Annotated in this window: 12 protein-coding genes; 10 read left to right on the forward strand and 2 right to left on the reverse strand. The window is 73.5% G+C overall.

Going from position 1 to position 17,171, the window contains the following annotated elements; genetic code table 11:
• Positions 1 to 127 precede the first annotated feature (127 nt).
• The 4 genes from ABZ948_RS03375 to ABZ948_RS03390 all read left to right on the forward strand — a co-directional run bounded on the left by ABZ948_RS03375 (position 128) and on the right by ABZ948_RS03390 (position 2,841).
• On the forward strand, positions 128 to 523 hold the full coding sequence (locus ABZ948_RS03375) for a cell division protein SepF (protein WP_010033798.1): 396 nt from the start codon (positions 128 to 130) through the stop codon (positions 521 to 523).
• Positions 524 to 594: 71 nt separating this feature from the next.
• Complete coding sequence (locus ABZ948_RS03380; RefSeq protein ID WP_359756794.1) at positions 595 to 1,839, forward strand: ATP-binding protein; 1,245 nt, start codon at positions 595 to 597, stop codon at positions 1,837 to 1,839.
• Positions 1,832 to 2,158, forward strand: coding sequence for a nucleotide pyrophosphohydrolase (locus tag ABZ948_RS03385; RefSeq protein WP_359756795.1), 327 nt, complete (start codon positions 1,832 to 1,834; stop codon positions 2,156 to 2,158). Before ABZ948_RS03380 ends, ABZ948_RS03385 begins: the two co-directional genes overlap by 8 nt.
• Positions 2,159 to 2,370: 212 nt before the next feature.
• Positions 2,371 to 2,841, forward strand: a complete 471-nt coding sequence (locus tag ABZ948_RS03390; protein WP_359756796.1) for a DUF6099 family protein — start codon at positions 2,371 to 2,373, stop codon at positions 2,839 to 2,841.
• A gap of 187 nt (positions 2,842 to 3,028) precedes the next feature.
• Here the strand turns inward: ABZ948_RS03390 and ABZ948_RS03395 are convergent, their stop codons facing one another.
• Positions 3,029 to 3,205, reverse strand: coding sequence for a hypothetical protein (locus ABZ948_RS03395; protein ID WP_359756798.1), 177 nt, complete (start codon positions 3,203 to 3,205; stop codon positions 3,029 to 3,031).
• Between the two features lie 239 nt (positions 3,206 to 3,444).
• On the opposite strand from ABZ948_RS03395, the gene ABZ948_RS03400 reads away from it, so the two are divergent.
• Complete coding sequence (locus ABZ948_RS03400; protein WP_359756800.1) at positions 3,445 to 4,365, forward strand: LLM class F420-dependent oxidoreductase; 921 nt, start codon at positions 3,445 to 3,447, stop codon at positions 4,363 to 4,365.
• A gap of 191 nt (positions 4,366 to 4,556) precedes the next feature.
• On the opposite strand, the gene ABZ948_RS03405 is transcribed toward ABZ948_RS03400, so the two are convergent.
• The gene (locus tag ABZ948_RS03405; RefSeq protein WP_359756802.1) at positions 4,557 to 5,387 is read right to left on the reverse strand and encodes an SAM-dependent methyltransferase; all 831 of its coding nucleotides are present in this window, start codon (positions 5,385 to 5,387) and stop codon (positions 4,557 to 4,559) included.
• Positions 5,388 to 5,545: 158 nt separating this feature from the next.
• Between ABZ948_RS03405 and ABZ948_RS03410 the strand changes: the two genes are divergently transcribed.
• The 5 genes from ABZ948_RS03410 (at position 5,546) to fxsT (ending at position 17,130) form a co-directional block, all read left to right on the forward strand.
• Positions 5,546 to 7,009, forward strand: coding sequence for a 3' terminal RNA ribose 2'-O-methyltransferase Hen1 (locus ABZ948_RS03410; RefSeq protein WP_359756803.1), 1,464 nt, complete (start codon positions 5,546 to 5,548; stop codon positions 7,007 to 7,009).
• Entirely contained in the window at positions 7,006 to 9,549 is a 2,544-nt protein-coding gene (locus tag ABZ948_RS03415) for a polynucleotide kinase-phosphatase (protein WP_359756805.1), read from the forward strand. Before ABZ948_RS03410 ends, ABZ948_RS03415 begins: the two co-directional genes overlap by 4 nt.
• Before the next feature lie 355 nt (positions 9,550 to 9,904).
• Positions 9,905 to 11,458 (forward strand): VMAP-C domain-containing protein, encoded by a 1,554-nt coding sequence (locus ABZ948_RS03420; RefSeq protein WP_359756807.1) that lies wholly within the window; start codon positions 9,905 to 9,907, stop codon positions 11,456 to 11,458.
• Positions 11,455 to 12,567: a MoxR family ATPase gene (locus ABZ948_RS03425; RefSeq protein WP_359756809.1), complete on the forward strand. Its 1,113-nt coding sequence runs from the start codon at positions 11,455 to 11,457 to the stop codon at positions 12,565 to 12,567. Before ABZ948_RS03420 ends, ABZ948_RS03425 begins: the two co-directional genes overlap by 4 nt.
• Positions 12,568 to 17,130 (forward strand): FxSxx-COOH system tetratricopeptide repeat protein, encoded by a 4,563-nt coding sequence (gene fxsT / locus ABZ948_RS03430; RefSeq protein WP_359756811.1) that lies wholly within the window; start codon positions 12,568 to 12,570, stop codon positions 17,128 to 17,130.
• Positions 17,131 to 17,171 lie beyond the last annotated feature (41 nt).

The raw sequence follows: 17,171 nt of genomic DNA on the forward strand, positions 1-17,171 counted from the left end.
TCACACAGCGGCCTTCCGGCCGTTGTGAGGTGCATTGAGGTCGCGGAGCGTGTCGCTGTTGGGCCGAACGGGTGACCGTGCGCCACAATTGGCCGATGCAGACAGCCAGTGCGAGCCAGGACGGAGCATGCCGGTGAACAGCCACGATGTCACCGACGAACAGTGGGAGGGGCTCGCCCAGGTCGTGCCGCTGCGGGGCCGGGACGCCTGGCCGTCCTCCGTCGACCACCGGTCCATACCCGAGGCCGAGACGGAGGCGCGGCGCCGCTTCGTCGTCCTGCGCGTGAACGTCTTCGCCGACGCCCGCGACGTCGCCGAGACCCTGATGGCGGGCGTCCCGGTCCTGCTCGACCTGACCGGCGCGGAGACGGAGGTCGCCAAGCGGGTCCTCGACTTCAGCACGGGCGTCGTCTTCGGCCTGGCGAGCGGCATGCACCGCGTGGACCGCAACGTGTTCCTGCTGACCCCGGCCGGGACCGAGGTGACGGGGCTGATGGAGGGGGTCGGGGTCCCGGGGGTGTGATGGTCGCCCGATCGTAGGAACACCCGGAGACGGAACGGTTCGTCCCGTTTGTCGAGCCCTACCGTCCGGACATGACCGAGCCCTCCGCTCCCGCCGCCCTCGCGCAACCCGACCGCCCCCGCGTCACCGAACTGCGCCTCGCCGCGTTCGCCGGCCTCCGCCGCGCCGTCCTCCCGCTGGGACGGCTCACCCTCCTCGCCGGCCCCAGCGGCTCCGGCAAGACCAGCGCACTGCGGGCCTACGAGGCCCTCGCCCGGCTCGGGGGCGGCGCCCGGCTCGGCGAGGCGTTCCCCGACCCCGTCGCCTGCGTGCCGGAGCGGGCCCGGCCCGACGCCCAGCGCCGCCGCGGCTTCCGCATCGGCTGCACGGCGGACGGACCCGCGGGGCTGGTCCGGCTCGACGTGGCCGTGCAGGCCGAGCCCGAACTGCGGGTGGTGGGCGAGCGGTTGACGGCCGACGGACTGGTCCTGCTGGAGACCGCGCTGCGCGACCCCGGCAAGCGTGCCGTGCAGGCCGCCTGGCACACGGCCGGGCCCACACCGGTGACCCGTGGCCCGCTGCCCGACGACCGGCTCGCCACCCCCCTGCTGCCGCTGCGCGTGGCCGGCCGGACGTCCGGGCAGCGCAGGGTGCTGGCCGCCGCCGAGCAGATGGTCGTCGCCCTGCGCTCCGCCTTCGCCTGCGACCCGGAGCCCGCCCGGATGCGCCGTCCCGTCCCGGCCGGTTCCGGGCACCTGCTCGGCGGCTGCGGCAACCTCGCCGACGTGCTGTGGCGCACCCGCGCCGAGTGCGGACGGCGGCACGCGCAGTTCGTGGCGGCGGTGCGGGCGGGGTGCGCCGGGCCGGTGGCGGACGTGCTCGCACAGCCGGTGGACGCCCTCGCCCCGCCGGTCACGGACGCGCCCGCCCCGCCGGTCGCGGACGTGCTCGCACGGCCGGTCGCGGACGTGCTCGCCCGGCCGGACGTCATCGGGACCGTCCGCGCGGCACTCGACCGCGGCGACGGCGTCCGTACGGATCTGGGGCGGCTGGGCGACGGCGAACTCCGCTACCTCGCCCTGTCCCTGGTCCTGCTCACCGGACCCGGTGTCCTGGAGGTCGACCCGGCCGGCGAGGTGCCCGCCGCGCTCCAGACGCTCACCGTCCTCGCCGACGGCTTCGACCGCGCGCTGGACCCCCGGCAGCGGCGGGAGCTGCTGGGGCTCGCGGCCCGGATGTGCGAGCGGGGGCACATCCGGCTCGTCGGCGCGGTGAGCGACGCCTCCTGGGCCGCCGGGACCCCGGGCGTCACGGTGGTACACCTGAACCGTGACTGATCCCCTGGACGTGGCGACACTGCAACGCCGGCTGGCCGACTTCGCCGCCGCGCGGAACTGGCAGCAGTACCACACCCCCAAGAACCTGGTCGCCGCGCTCAGCGTGGAGGCGTCCGAACTCGTCGAGATCTTCCAGTGGCTGACGCCCGAGGAGTCGGCCCGGGTCATGTCCGAGCCGGACACCGCGCACCGCGTCACCGACGAGGTCGCCGACGTGCTCGCGTATCTCCTGCAGTTGTGCGAGGTGCTCGGCATCGATCCGCTGGCCGCGCTGGACGCGAAGATCGACCGGAACGAGCGGAGGTTCCCGGCTCCCTAGCGCGGCGTCCCGCCGGTGCGGCGCCCAGCCGCCGGGAGCCGCGCAGTCCACTTGTACGCTGCGTAACCGAAATCCGAGCCGAATCCGAATTGTTGTCCGTTAATTTCCGTCTTCCTCTGGCTTTTCGTCTCACACGCCTTCACTCTGGGTAGTGAACAAGGGAGTTCGGGCAGGCGGACGCGCGGGGCGCGTCGGACAGACGGGGGCAGCGCATGGACGCGGTGCGGCTCATCGTGACGAGCAGGCGGTCCCTGGCCGCGGGCGGCGAGGTGCGGGAGGTCATGGCAGAGGTGTGGCAGGCGCAGGCTCTCGCGCAGGCGATAGGAAGTCGCCTCGCGGTCGCCGGCCCACCCGAACTGCGCGGCGAGGCACTGGGGTTGACGGAGCTGGCGGGCCGGGGCTGCGGTGTCCTCGACCCGCCCGAACTGGCCCCCGGCGAGCTGCGGGCGGGCCAGCTCACGGAGTTGGGCGACGCCCGCCACACGCTGATGTACCTCGGCGGCCTCCTCGGCGAGGTCGGCATCGCCCTCGTCGGCCTGGCCAGCGCCGCGGCCGACGAGGGCACGTACTGGCAGTGCATGGAGGCCATCGACGCGGCGGACGAGTCCCGCGACCGCGTCCTGGAGATGCTCCGCAGACTCGCGGACCGGGAACAGGCACCGCCGGAGCGGGAGGCGGGGTAGGGCGCCGCCGCGGTCGTCCCGACCGGTCGCGGGGAATCCGGTGTCCGAGTGTGGTGGGGTGGATTCCGCTCCGCCCCGAGCCCCCCGAGTTCCCCCGAGCCCCCCCGAGTCCCCAAGCCCCCAAGCCCTCCGAGCCCTCCGAGCCCGCCGAGCCCCCCGAGCCCCGGAGTCGGCCGTCAGCCGGCCGTCAGCCGGCCTGGCCGCCCTCCTCGGCCGCCGCGCGGCCGGCGTCACCCGCCGCCTGGAGGTCCGCGTCCAACGCCGACAGGTCCGCGTTCAACGCCGCCATCAGCTCCTCCATCTGCTGCAACAGCCCTTTCGGCTGCCCGGTCCCGCCCTGCTGCGGCACGGTCTCTTCGGACATGACGGCCTCCTCGGCCCCTGGCCCCCCGGGGAGGCCGACGCGGGTGACGCCCCGGCGGTCACAGGCCGGTGCGGAAGCCGGGGGCTCCGGCTCCGCCCGAGCCAACGATCACCAACGGGGCCGGTCACTGGCCCGGTCACGCGGGACGCGCGGTATTGACGTAATTTCACCCGACCGGGGACCGGGTGGGACGGGGGACCGATCTCGTCGTGCCGTGACCCGGCGTGCAGGATGGAACCATGGATCTTCGCATCTTCACCGAGCCCCAGCAGGGCGCCACCTACGACACTCTGCTCACCGTGGCCAAGGCCACCGAAGACCTCGGATTCGACGCCTTCTTCCGCTCCGACCACTATCTCCGCATGGGCAACGTGGACGGCCTGCCCGGCCCCACCGACGCCTGGATCACCCTGGCCGGCCTCGCCCGCGAGACCAAGCGCATCCGGCTCGGCACTCTGATGACCGCCGGCACCTTCCGGCTGCCCGGCGTGCTCGCCATCCAGGTCGCCCAGGTCGACCAGATGTCCGGCGGCCGCGTCGAGCTCGGCCTCGGCGCCGGCTGGTTCGAGGAGGAGCACAAGGCCTACGGCATCCCCTTCCCCAAGGAGAAGTTCGCCCGCCTGGAAGAGCAGCTGGAGATCGTCACCGGCCTGTGGGCGACGGAAGCCGGCAAGACCTTCGACTTCCACGGCTCCTACTACGACCTCACGGACTCGCCCGCTCTGCCCAAGCCCGCACAGGACAAGATCCCCGTGCTCGTCGGCGGTCACGGCCCGACCCGCACCCCGCGCCTCGCCGCGCGGTACGCCGACGAGTTCAACATGCCCTTCGGCTCCGTCGAGGACAGCGAGCGCCAGTTCGGCCGGGTGCGCGCCGCCGCCGAGGAGGCGGGCCGCGGCGACGAGCTGACGTACTCCAACGCCCTCGTCGTCTGCGTCGGCCGGGACGACGCGGAGGTCGCCCGCCGGGCCGACGCGATCGGCCGCAAGGTCGACGAGCTGAAGCTCAACGGCCTGGCCGGCTCCCCGGCCGAGGTCGTCGACAAGATCGGCCGCTACGCCGAGATCGGCTCCCGCCGCATCTACCTCCAGATCCTCGACCTCGACGACCTGGACCACCTGGAGCTGATCTCCTCCCAGGTGCAGTCGCAGCTGTCCTGACGGCACGGGCCGATCTCCGGAGCGGAACCCCGCCGGCCGCGGAACCCCGCCGGCCGTGTGACGGCGCCGGCCGTGTGGCGGCGAGGGCCGTGTCGGCGATCGCCGCGTGACACGACCGGCCGGCGGATCGGGCCGTGCGCTCCGGTCCGCCGGACCGGGCCGTGGAGTCCGGTCCGCCGGACCGGCCGCCGTCACGGCTTGCGGCCGACCGCCACGTAGAGGGGTATCTCCTCGCCCGGGCCTGCGGCCCCGCCCTCGCCACCGTCCTCCCGCCGGTCGCCGGGTTCCGGATGCCACCGCTCGGCCGGCACCACGCCGGGGTCGACCAGTTCCAGCCCGGTGAAGAACTCCGTGAACTCCGCGCGGGTGCGCACCTGCGCCGCCGTCCCGCCCTTGCGGTACACCTCCACGACCCGTTCCCAGGTCTCCGGGTCGAAGTCCCCGGTCGCGTGCGAAAGCGTCAAGCAGCTTCCCGGAGCGAGGGGTTCGAGGAGCTCACGGACGATCCGGCGGGGTTCGTCCTCGTCCGCCACCAGGTGCAGCAGCGCCACGAGGGACAGCGCGATCGGCCGGGTGAAGTCCAGGGTCTCCCGGGCGGCGGCGATGATCTTCCCCGGCTCCCGCACATCGCCGGCGACGTAGGCGGTCCGGCCCTCGCGCGTGCTGTGCAGCAGGGCCTCGGCGTGGCGGAGGACGATCGGGTCGTTGTCCGCGTACACCACCCGGGCGTGCGGTACGACCCCCTGGACGATCTGGTGCAGGTTCGGCTCGGTCGGTATGCCGGTTCCGATGTCGAGGAACTGGCTGACGCCCCGCTCGGCCAGCAGCCGGACGGCGCGGTGCATGAATGCGCGGTTCGTCCGCGCCATGTCCCGCACGGCGGGGAAGAGGGATATCACCTGCTCGGCCGCTTCCGCGTCGACCGGGTAGTTGTCCTTCCCGCCGAGGAAGTAGTCGTACATGCGCGCCGAGTGGGGCTTGCCGGTGTCGAGTTGGTCCGCGCTTCGCCCGGCGTCTGTCACGTGAGGCCTCCGCATCTGTGCCCGTGTGGGCGCTCACCCGAATCCCCCTCGAACGCCCGGTCGATCGGGAGGCTAGCGAAAATTCCCGGGTGCCGTCGGTGCCCGCTCGGTACGGTGGGCGTATCCGCAGTTCAGACCACTGATCGAGGTCGACCACCGTGTTCCTGACCCTCACCACCACCGGCACCCCAGAGCGCCCCGCGACCGACCTCGGCTACCTGCTGCACAAGCATCCCGACAAGGCCCAGGCGTTCTCCACCTCCTACGGCACGGCCCACGTCCTCTACCCCGAGGCCGACGCCGAGCGCTGCACGGCGGCGCTGCTGCTGGAGGTGGACGCGGTGGCACTGGTCCGGCGCGGCAAGGGCAAGAGCCGCGGCGGCGCCCCGGACGCGGCCCTGGCGCAGTACGTCAACGACCGCCCGTACGCGGCCTCCTCCCTGCTCGCCGTGGCGCTGAGCAGCGTCTTCTCCAGCGCCATGAAGGGCGTCTGCAACGCCCGGCCGGAACTCCCCGGCCAGGCCAGGCCCCTGCGGATCGAGGTGCCCGCGCTGCCCGCCCGCGGCGGCCCCGACCTCGTACGAAAGCTGTTCGAGCCGCTCGGCTGGACGGTGAGCGCCGAGCCCGTGCCGCTGGACACCGAGTTCCCCGAGTGGGGCGACTCGCGGTACGTGCGCCTCGTCCTCGAATCCGGCGCGCTCACCCTCGCCGAGGCCCTGCGCCACCTCTACGTCCTCCTGCCGGTCCTGGACGACGCCAAGCACTACTGGGTCGCTCCCGACGAGGTCGACAAGCTGCTGCGCGCCGGCGAGGGCTGGCTGCCCGGCCACCCGGAGCAGAAGCTGATCACCAGCCGCTATCTCTCGCGCCGCTGGTCCCTGACCCGCGCGGCGACGGAACGCCTGGAGCTGGTGCGGCTCGCCGAGGCCGACGACAGCGAGGTCGAGGAGATCGACAACGCCGTCGAGGCGGAGACCGAGACCGAGGAGAGGCCGACCCCGCTGGCCGTGCAGCGCCGCGAGGCGATCGTCACGGCGCTGCGGCAGTCGGGCGCCGCCCGCGTCCTCGACCTCGGCTGCGGGCAGGGCCAGTTGGTGCAGACCCTCCTCAAGGACCCGGCGTTCACCGAGATCGTCGGCGTCGACGTGTCGATGCGCGCGCTCACCATCGCCTCCCGGCGGCTCAAGCTGGACCGCATGGGCGAGCGGCAGGCGTCCCGCGTCACGCTCCTCCAGGGCTCGCTCGCGTACACCGACACCCGGCTCAAGGGCTACGACGCCGCCGTGCTCAGCGAGGTCATCGAGCACCTCGACCTGCCCCGGCTGCCCGCGCTGGAGTACGCGGTGTTCGGCTCGGCCCGTCCGAGGACAGTCCTCGTGACCACCCCCAACGTCGAGTACAACGTGCGCTGGGAGTCCCTCCCGGCCGGTCACGTCCGGCACGGCGACCACCGCTTCGAGTGGACCCGCGCGGAGTTCCGCGCCTGGTCGGAGGCGGTGGCCGAACGCCACGGCTACGGCGTCGAGTTCGTCCCCGTGGGCCCCGACGACCCGGAGGTGGGACCGCCCACCCAGATGGCCCTGTTCACGATGACCACCCCGAAGGAGGCGAAGGCGGCATGACCGACGTACAGAAGGGGCGCGTGCTGCCCGTCACCGACCTGTCCCTGGTGGTGCTCGTGGGCGCCTCCGGCTCCGGCAAGTCCACCTTCGCCCGCAGGCACTTCAAGCCGACCGAGATCATCTCGTCCGACTTCTGCCGCGGTCTCGTCTCGGACGACGAGAACGACCAGAGCGCCACCAGGGACGCCTTCGACGTCCTGCACTACATAGCGGGCAAGCGCCTGGCCGCCGGCCGCCGCACGGTCGTGGACGCGACCAGCGTGCAGTCCGAGGCCCGCCGCCAGCTGATCGACCTGGCCCGCACATACGACGTGCTGCCCATCGCCATCGTGCTCGACGTGCCCGAGGACGTGTGCGCCGAGCGCAACGCGGCCCGCACCGACCGCGCCGACATGCCCCGCCGGGTCATCCAGCGCCACACCCGCGAACTCCGCCGCTCCCTCAGGCACCTGGAGCGCGAGGGCTTCCGCAAGGTGCACGTGCTGCGCGGTGTCGCGGAGGTCGAGCACGCCACGGTCGTCACCGAGAAGCGCTTCAACGACCTGACCCACCTCACCGGCCCGTTCGACATCGTCGGCGACATCCACGGCTGCGCCGCCGAACTGGAGACCCTGCTCGGCAAGCTGGGTTACGTCGACGGCGTCCACCCCGAGGGCCGTACGGCCGTCTTCGTCGGCGACCTCGTCGACCGCGGCCCCGACAGCCCGGGCGTGCTGCGCCGCGTGATGTCCATGGTGAAGTCCGGCAACGCCCTGTGCGTGCCCGGCAACCACGAGAACAAGTACGGACGTCACCTGCGCGGCCGCAACGTCCAGCACACCCACGGCCTCGCCGAGACCATCGAGCAGATGGCGGGCGAGAGCGAGGAGTTCCGCGCCGAGGTGAAGGAGTTCCTCGACGGGCTCGTCAGCCACTACGTCCTCGACGGCGGCCGGCTGGTCGTCTGCCACGCCGGCCTGCCCGAGAAGTACCACGGCCGCACCTCCGGCCGGGTCCGCAGCCACGCCCTCTACGGCGACACGACCGGCGAGACCGACGAGTTCGGCCTGCCCGTGCGCTACCCGTGGGCGGAGGAGTACCGCGGCCGGGCGGCGGTCGTGTACGGCCACACCCCGGTCCCGGAGGCCACCTGGCTCAACAACACCATCTGCCTGGACACCGGTGCCGTCTTCGGCGGCAAGCTCACCGCGCTGCGCTGGCCGGAGCGCGAACTGGTCGACGTACCGGCCGAGCGGGTCTGGTACGAGCCGCTGAAGCCGCTGCGCACCGAGGCACCCGGCGGGCAGGACGGCCGCCCGCTGGACCTGGCCGACGTACGGGGCCGCCGGGTCGTGGAGACCCGGCACCAGGGCCGGATCTCGATCCGTGAGGAGAACGCGGCGGCGGCCCTGGAGGTGATGAGCCGCTTCGCGGTGGACCCGCGGCTGCTGCCGTACCTCCCGCCGACGATGGCCCCGACGGCCACGAGCCACCTCGACGGCTACCTGGAGCACCCGGCGGAGGCCTTCGCCCAGTACGCGGCGGACGGTGTCGCGCGGGTCGTGTGCGAGGAGAAGCACATGGGCTCGCGGGCGGTGGCCCTGGTCTGCCGGGACGCCGAGGCGGCCCGCAGGCGCTTCGGCGTCGGGGAAGGGATCACCGGATCCCTCTACACGCGCACCGGCCGCCCGTTCCTCGCCGACGACTCCCTCACCGAGGAGATCCTCGACCGGCTGCGCACGACGATCGGCGAGGCGGGCCTCTGGGACGAACTGGAGACGGACTGGCTGCTGCTCGACGCCGAGCTGATGCCCTGGTCGCTGAAGGCGTCCGGGCTGCTGCGGTCGCAGTACGCCGCCGTGGGCGCCGCGTCCGGCGCGGTGCTCCCCGGGGCGCTGGCGGCGCTGCGGGGCGCGGCGGACCGGGGCGTCGACGTCTCCGCCCTGCTGGCCCGCACCGGCGAACGCGCGGCCGACGCCGCCGCGTTCACCGACGCCTACCGCCGCTACTGCTGGACCACCGAAGGCCTGGACGGCGTCCGCCTGGCACCGTTCCAGATCCTCGCGGTCCAGGGCCGCAGCCTGGCCGGGCTGCCGCACGACGAGCAGCTCGCCCTGCTCGACCGGCTCGTCGAACACGACGGCAGCGGCCTGCTCCAGACCACCCGCCGGCTCTACGTCGACACCGCCGACCCCGAGTCGGTGCGGGCCGGCGTCGACTGGTGGCTGGAGATGACCGGCCGCGGCGGCGAGGGCATGGTCGTCAAGCCGGTCGGCGCACTCGTCCGCGACGGCCAGGGCCGCCTGGTCCAGCCCGGCATCAAGTGCCGCGGCCGGGAGTACCTGCGGATCATCTACGGTCCCGAGTACACCTGCCCGGAGAACCTCGCCCGCCTGCGCTCCCGGTTCCTCAACCACAAGCGCTCCCTGGCGATCCGCGAGTACGCGCTCGGCCTGGAGGCGCTGGACCGCCTGGCCGAGGGCGAGCCGCTGTGGCGGGTGCACGAGGCGGTGTTCGGGGTGCTGGCGCTGGAGTCGGAGCCGGTGGACCCGAGGCTGTGAACCTCGGACCGAGGGGGGCCGCCGCGCCCGGCCGCCCCTCCTCGGGCCGGGAGGCGGGCGGCCCTCAAGCCCGCACCGCGCTCCGTGAGCCGGTGCGGGGCGGGCTTCGCCGGGCCGTTCCCCGGGAACAACTCCTTGCGCCCGCCCAACGGCGTGGCGTCGGCTGTGGCCGCTCGGGGGTGGGGCGATGGCGGATCCTGTCCAGGGGCCGGCCGGCTTCAGCAGTGCCGTCCGCAAGACTTAGGACAGGTGTACCACCATGTCGCCCGATCCCATTCGTCCCTGGTTAACCGCTGGTTGCCGTGCTAACTTCGCTGGTCGGTCAGGCAGGTGTACCGGCTCAGGGGGAAAGTCGGTGGAGACACACGTGGGGTTCGGCGAACCCCGGAGCGGGTCCGGGCGGGGAGACGGCTTACGGCTGCTGTTGGGGCGGCTGACCAACGCCCTGTGCGATCTGGGCTGCATGGAGGACGCACAGGGACGGCTGCACTTCGGCGCCGTCCTGGGCGACCTGCTGGGGCGTCAGATCGACTTACGCGGCGTCAAGTTGCGCGAGGACGTGGTGCTGCTGGTGCGGGCCGCGCTGAACCTGCCGGGCGGCGAGCGCGTACTGGTCGACGTGGTGCGGATCCTCGAAGGGGACCTGGCGGGCGACGACCTCGACGGTCTGCTCGACCAGTGGCTCGCGCCCGCCGCGCCCCCCGCCCTGCAAGGGCCCCTCTCCCGGGGCGACGAGACCAGCGCCCGCGCCGTCCTCACCCAGGGCGAACTCCCGGCGGACCGGCTGCGTGACGCCCTGGTCGAGGAACTCAACGGCCTCGACCTGCCCACCGGCCTCGCCCCCGAGCAACTCCTCGCCCACGTCCTGGACCGCAATGTGCAGCCGGACGGACTTCCCCCGGCCGTCCTCCTGATCGACCACGCCGCCCGGCTCGCCGCCGCCCCCGGGCACCGCACCGCCCTGTCCGGCTGGGTCGACGACTGGGCCCGGCGCGCGGGGCTGACCGCTCCCGTGGAGGAACGCCGGCGGGCGCGCGGCGCGGTGACGAGCGATCCGGACATCCCGCGCTGCCTGGTCGTCGCCGTCGAACCCGCCCGGGACGGCACCGGCGAGATCGTCGTCCGCCCCTGGCTCAACACCGTCCCCGGCCGCTGGGACCCCCAGCCCGGCGAGCCCGCCACGACCACCCTCGACGAACTCGGCACAGCCGTCCAGGGCGCGTTACGGCAGGGCGCCCGCCTCTGGTCGGCGCCCCGCGACTCCGACACGAGTGGCCGCCGGCAGCCACCGCCGTACATCGAGTTCATCCTTCCGTACGACCTCCTCAACCACGATGTGGCGGGCCTGACCTTCCGCATCGGCGACGGACAGCCGCTGCCGCTCAGCCTGAAGTACGGGGTGCATCTGCGCAGTCTGGAGCGGATGCGCACGGACGACGCCCTGGTCCGGGACCAGTGGCGGGAGCGCTGGCACACCCTGCGCGAACACGGCGTCCTGGTGCACGGCTGGCGCGAACCCGACGGCGTCCGGCTCGGCGCGTGGCAGGCCGGGCTCGCCGGGGAACCCAGACATACGGCGGTGGTGCTCGACGCCCCGGCCGACGCCCTGGCGCTGGAGGCCCTCAAGGCCGCCATAGCGGAAGGGATAGGGCTCGCCATCTGGGACCGCAGAGGCGTCTTCCGCGAGGAGCGCCGCGAAGTGGTGACCGCCCTGTTCGCGGCGGCGCCCACCCCGGCGAGGATTCCGGTCGCCGTTCACCTGCTGCGCAGGAACGCCGAGAGCGAGGGCCGGGGGCCCGGCGAGCTGCTCGGCAGACATATCGGCTTCTTCTGGGACGATCCGACGCGTCCCGTCGACTTCCAGCCCACCGACCCAGGCGATCTCGCCAGCGAGGAGGCACCGGCATGAGCGCCCAGGAGCAGACGACCCCGAACGGCTGGCGGGTCTTCCACGGCACGGGCAGCGCCCCCGCCGTCCCGCCCGTACTGCCCGCGCCGCCGCCCTGGCGGATGTTCCGCGGCGACCCGCCCCGGCCCGTGCCGCCGGCCGACCCCCAGGCCGCGCTGCGCCGCCTGGGCCCCGGCGACGTCACGCCGCAGCTGGGCGAGGAGGAGATCGACGTCGTCAACGCCGCGCTGCTGCTGCGCCGGCCCCTGCTGATCACGGGCCCGCCCGGCGTCGGCAAGTCCACCCTGGCCTACCTCGTCTCCCGCGAACTCGGCCTGGGACGCGTCCTGGAATGGAACATCGTCAGCCGCACCACCCTGCGCGACGGCCTCTACGCGCACGACGCCATGGGGCGCGCCCAGGCCATCGCCGCCTGGCGGGCCGGGCTGCGGAACGCGGCGCCCTGGGAGCCGGAGCCGGGCGACGCGGCGCCCGAGGACGCGGCGCCGGCCGAGGGCGTCAACACCGCGCTAACTCAAAATCCTCGTCAACTTCCCCCGGCATTGGGGGACTTCATCACGCTGGGCCCCCTGGGGACGGCGCTGCTGCCCTACGATCGTCCCCGTGTGCTTCTCGTCGACGAGCTCGACAAGAGCGACATCGACCTGCCGAACGACCTGCTGCACGTCCTGGAGAACGGAAGCTATGACGTCCCGGAGCTGGTGCGCGACGCCGCGGACACCGCGCGCGTCCACACCAGCGACCCCGGCGGCCGCGCCGAAGTGCGCGACGGGCGGGTCGAGTGCCGGGAGTTCCCGGTCGTGGTGATCACCAGCAACGGAGAGCGCGAGTTCCCCGCGGCCTTCCGCCGGCGCTGCCTGCCGCTGGAGATGCGCACGCCCACCCGGGAGCAACTCCTGGCCATGGTCGAAGGGCACCTCGGAACCCGCCCGCAGGGCACGGAAGACCTGGTCGACCTGTTCGTCCAGCGCGTCCAGGCCGGCGGCACCCACTCCCTGGACCAGTTGCTCAACGCTGTCCAGATGACTACCGCGGGTGGTTTCCAGGCGGACGGTGACGGGCGTAAGCTCGTGGAAATGCTCCTGCGCGACCTCGCGAAGGGCCGCTGAATGAAGGGCTATCCCAGGGAGCACGCATCCGGGCTCGGCGACGGATTCCCCGTTTCGGGGTCGTCGCCCCCTTCGGCGTTCCCCGAGTCCGCCGACCAGGCGGCAGAGCACGGAGCGACGGTCCCGGGCGCCCTGGAACAGCCTGTCCCGCGCTGGCAGGACGTCGCCGACGCGGTCTGGCTCGCCGCGTACTGGAACCGCCACGGCGGCCCGGCTGCTCCCGGCCCGGACCCCGAGCCCCCCGCCCGGACGGCCACGCCCCCGGCCCAGTCTCCCGCACACCGGCCGAGCACGCAGGACGCGACCCCACCGGACACGCCCCCGGCCGGCGGGTCCCGCCCCGCCGACAGTGCCCCCGACGCCGTACGCTCCCCGCAGCCGCCCGCCACGCCGCGCACCCCGGGCCCGCCCGAGGGCCCCGACGACCGGGCGCAGCCGTGGGCGGCCCCCGCGCTGCCCGGGGAACCGGCCGCCGCGGCCCGCCTGTTACCCGACGCCGAAGGACGCTTCACCCTGCGCCTCGGGCAGCCGCTGCTGCCCGCCGACGACCGCCCGCGGCAGGCCCCGGCCCGCACCACCGCCCTGTTCGCCCGCGCCCTGCACCAGCTGGCCCGGCGCGTGCCCGCCCGCGACACCCTGGAACTCGACGAGGAGACCACCGCCGAGCAGGGAGTCGTGGACGGCATGTGGATGCCCTTCCTGCGGCCCGCCCGCAGGGCTGCCTTCGACCTGGTGCTGCTCGTCGACGACGCGCCCACCCTGCGCATCTGGGACGAGTCCACCGCCCGCCTCGCGCAGGCCGCCGAGCACAGCGGGGCCTTCCGGGCCGTGCGCACGGTCCGGGTGCACGTGCCGCGCACCGGGACCGCCACCCTGCGCTACAGCACCGGCCGGGCCGCCGCCGACCCCGCCGAACTCCTCGACGGCCGCGGCGACCGGGTCTTCCTCGTGGTCACCGACGGACTCGCGCACGGCTGGGCCGCCCCCGCCGCCGACGACCTCCTCGGCCGCCTGGCCCACGCCGGCCCCACCGCGCTGGTCCATCTGCTGCCGCCGCACCTGCGCCACCGCACCTCGCTCTACCCGTACCCGGCCGTACTGGAGGCCGGCGGGTTCGGCGTCAGCAACGACGGGCTCGAGCACTGGGCGCCGCCCGGCGGCCCCGACCCCCTGCGGCCGCTGCCCGACGCGGGCGACGGGTCGGTTCCCGTGCCGGTGCTCTCCCTCAAGCCCGGCTCCCTCGCCGCCTGGGCCGACCTCGTCACGGGGGAGCGCGGGGTGCGCCGCGGCCTGCCGGTCGTCCTGGCCGGCACCCTCACCAAGGGCTCTCCCGCGCCCGGCCTGCGCGCCCCGCGCTTCCCGCGCGCCGCCAAGGCCGCCGTGCGCCGCTTCTTCACGCTCGCCACCCCGGCCGCGCGTCGGCTCGCCACCCAACTCGCCGCCATTCCCTTCGAGTTCGACCTCGTGGAACAGCTGCGCCGGCGCACGATGCCGGAGACCGGCCCGGACCACCTCGCCGAGATCCTGATGGGCGGGCTGATCGACTGGGACAGCGGCGGCGAGGGGCGTCCCGAGTTCGCGGACGGGGTCCGCGAGGAACTGCTCGCCACCACCACCCGCAGCCAACTGGCCCACACCGTCAGCCTGGTCGGTGAACTGCCCGCCGCGGGCGCCCGCGGAATCGCGCTGCGCGCCGCCCTGCGCGACCCCCTGGGTGCCACGCTGCCCGACCCGTCCGAGCGGGGCTGGGTGCGCAGCGAGCTGGCCGTGATGCGGGCGCTCTCCGGGCCCTACTCCGAGAGGGCCCGCCGTATCGAGCCCGGACTCTCCCGGGCCCGCGGGCCCGGTGCCGCCGAACGAGTGAGTTCGGGAATGCCCGGAGTTGCACCCTCTGAGGTGAACCGCGCGGCTCATTGGGGATTGTCCGACGGAACGGGAAGTCTGCCTCCGTCGAACGGACCCGACGAACCTGGAGAACCACCCGTGCCACCCCTGGTAACCGACGCCATCCCACAAGATCCCTCGGAGGCTGAGCCCCTCATGCCGAGCACCACGACCGCAACGCCCGCCCTCCTGGTGAACGTGCCCCTGCGGAACACCTCGTTCGTCGGCCGGCAGGCGCTGCTGAATGCCGTGGAAGAGCAGCTGGGGGCCCAGGACACGGCAGCGGTGCTGCCCAACGCCCTGCACGGCCTCGGCGGCGTCGGCAAGTCCCAGCTGGCACTCGAGTACGTCTACACGCACCAGCACGACTACCGCGTGATCTGCTGGATCCCCGCCGAGCGCGAGAGCCTCATCCTCGCCGCGCTGGCCCAGCTGGCGGCACAGCTGGGCGTCGCCCCGACCGGCCAGGACAGCCTCGGCGCCCCGGCCGCCAACACGGCCGTCCCGGCCGTCCTGGAGGCGCTGCGCACCGGGACGCCGTACGACAACTGGCTGCTGGTGTTCGACAACGCGGAGGACGTCGAAGCGGTGCGCCAGTACTTCCCGACGAACGGGCCGGGCAAGGTCATCGTCACCTCCCGGAACCGCGCCTGGGAAAGGGTGGCCACGTCGTTGCCCGTCAACGTGTTCGAGCGCGAGGAGTCGATCGAGCTCCTCCAGAAGCGGTCACCCGACCTGTCCATCGAGGACGCCGACCGGCTGGCCGAGGCGCTGGGCGACCTGCCCCTCGCGGTGGAGCAGGCGGGCGCCTGGCGGGCGGTCACCGGCATGCAGGTCGACGAGTACCTCGACCTGCTGGCGCAGCGCAGCCCCGAGATCCTGGAGCTCGACCCGGCTCCCGACTACCCGGTCTCCGTCGCCGCGGCGTGGGACATCTCGCTGGAGCGCATCCAGCAGAACAACCCCGGCGCGCGGCAACTGCTCGACATCTGCGCCAGCATGGCCCCCGAGCCCATTCCCCGGGCGATGCTGCGCGGCAGCCGCGGCGTCAACGTCACCCCCGAGGTGGACCCGCTGCTGCGCGAGTCGATCAGACTGAACCGCGCCGTCCGCGACCTCAGCCAGTTCTCCCTGGTCAAGGTCGACCCGCGGTCCGACACCCTCCAGATGCACCGTCTGCTCCAGACGGTGCTCCTGGCCAAGCTGAGCACCGAAGAGCGGGAGCGGATGCGGGACGCCGCGCACCAGCTGCTGTCGGCCGCGAAGCCCGGCCCCTACGGCTCGTCGCTGGAATGGCGTGCCTACCAGGCGCTGCTGCCGCACGTGCTCACCTCCCAGGCCGTGAGCAGCACCGACACCTATGTGCGGGAGCTGGTCTTCGACACCGTGTGGTTCCTCTACTACTGGGGAGACCACGTGGGCGCCGCCGACCTGGCCCGCCAGGCCTGGAGCGCCTGGCTCGCCGCCTCGGGCGAGGAGGACCTCCACGTCATCCGGATGATGAAGAGCCTCGGCTTCCTGCTCCGGCAGATCGGCCAGGTCCCCGAGTCCATCCCGCTCACCGAGAAGGCCCTGGAGATCTCCCGCCGCACCGACGTCGACCCGGAGAACCTGATCGACTCGCTGTGCGAGATGGCCGACGCCCACGGCTACCAGGGCAGGTTCGACGAGGCCCGGGCCCTGACCCAGGAGGCCACCGAGCTGGCCCGGTCCCTGTTCGGGCCGGACGATCCGATGACGCTGCGCGCCACCCACTCCTGGGGCGTCGCCCTGCGGTTGTGCGGCCGGTTCCGCGAGGCGCTGCCGCTCGACCAGGAGAACGCCCAGCAGCGCGAGCTGCTGTTCGGCCCGTCCAGCTTCTTCACCCTCAACACCCTCAACGCCCTCTCCATCGACATGCGCGAGAGCGGGGACTACCCGGGCGCCCGCGACTTCCAGGAGGACGCGTACCGCCGGGCGCGCAGCGAACTCGGCGAGGAGCACCCGCTCACCCTGCGCATCGCCCGGAACCTCGCGGTCTGCCGGCGCCGTGACGGGGCGTACACCGAGGCGGCCAAGCTCTCGGAGGAGACGCTGCGGCGCTTCGTCGCCCGCTACGGGCCGGACCACTTCGACGCCATGTCGTCGGCGACCAACGTGTCCGTCGACCAGCGGCTGGCCGGTGACCTCGAAAGCTCCCGCCAGCTGGCAGAGGTGACGCTGCGCCGGTTCGAGCAGCGCCTCGGCGGGAACCACGCGTACACGCTGCTGACCAAGGCGAACCTGGCCACCACCCTGCGCACGCTCGGCGCCCTGGACCAGGCGCAGGAGCTGGAGGACGAGGCTGCGCGCCGGCTCTCGGACGGAGTGGGGGCACAGCACGTCACGACACTGACGGTCGCCATCGGCCAGGCCAACACGGCCTACGCGCGCGTCGACTTCGAGCGGGCGCACGAGATCGACGAGGCCAATCTGCCGCTGCTCGCCGAGGTGGCCGGCGAGGAGCACCCGCTGACGCTCTCCTGCATGGCGAACCTGGGTCTCGACCTGCGGGGTCTGGGACGCGGGGCGGAGGCCGACGAGCTCCAGCGCAAGGCGACGGACGGATTCGCCCGCGTGGTGCGCGCCGACCACCCCTGGCTCCTCGCCGCCCGCCAGCGCCGCCGTATCGAGTGCGACATGGCCCCGATGCCGCTGTAGCGGTGCCTCCGGCCGGGGTGGCGCCCGTGTACCACCCCGGC

This window comes from Streptomyces olindensis (assembly GCF_040645895.1).
Lineage (GTDB): Bacteria > Actinomycetota > Actinomycetes > Streptomycetales > Streptomycetaceae > Streptomyces > Streptomyces olindensis.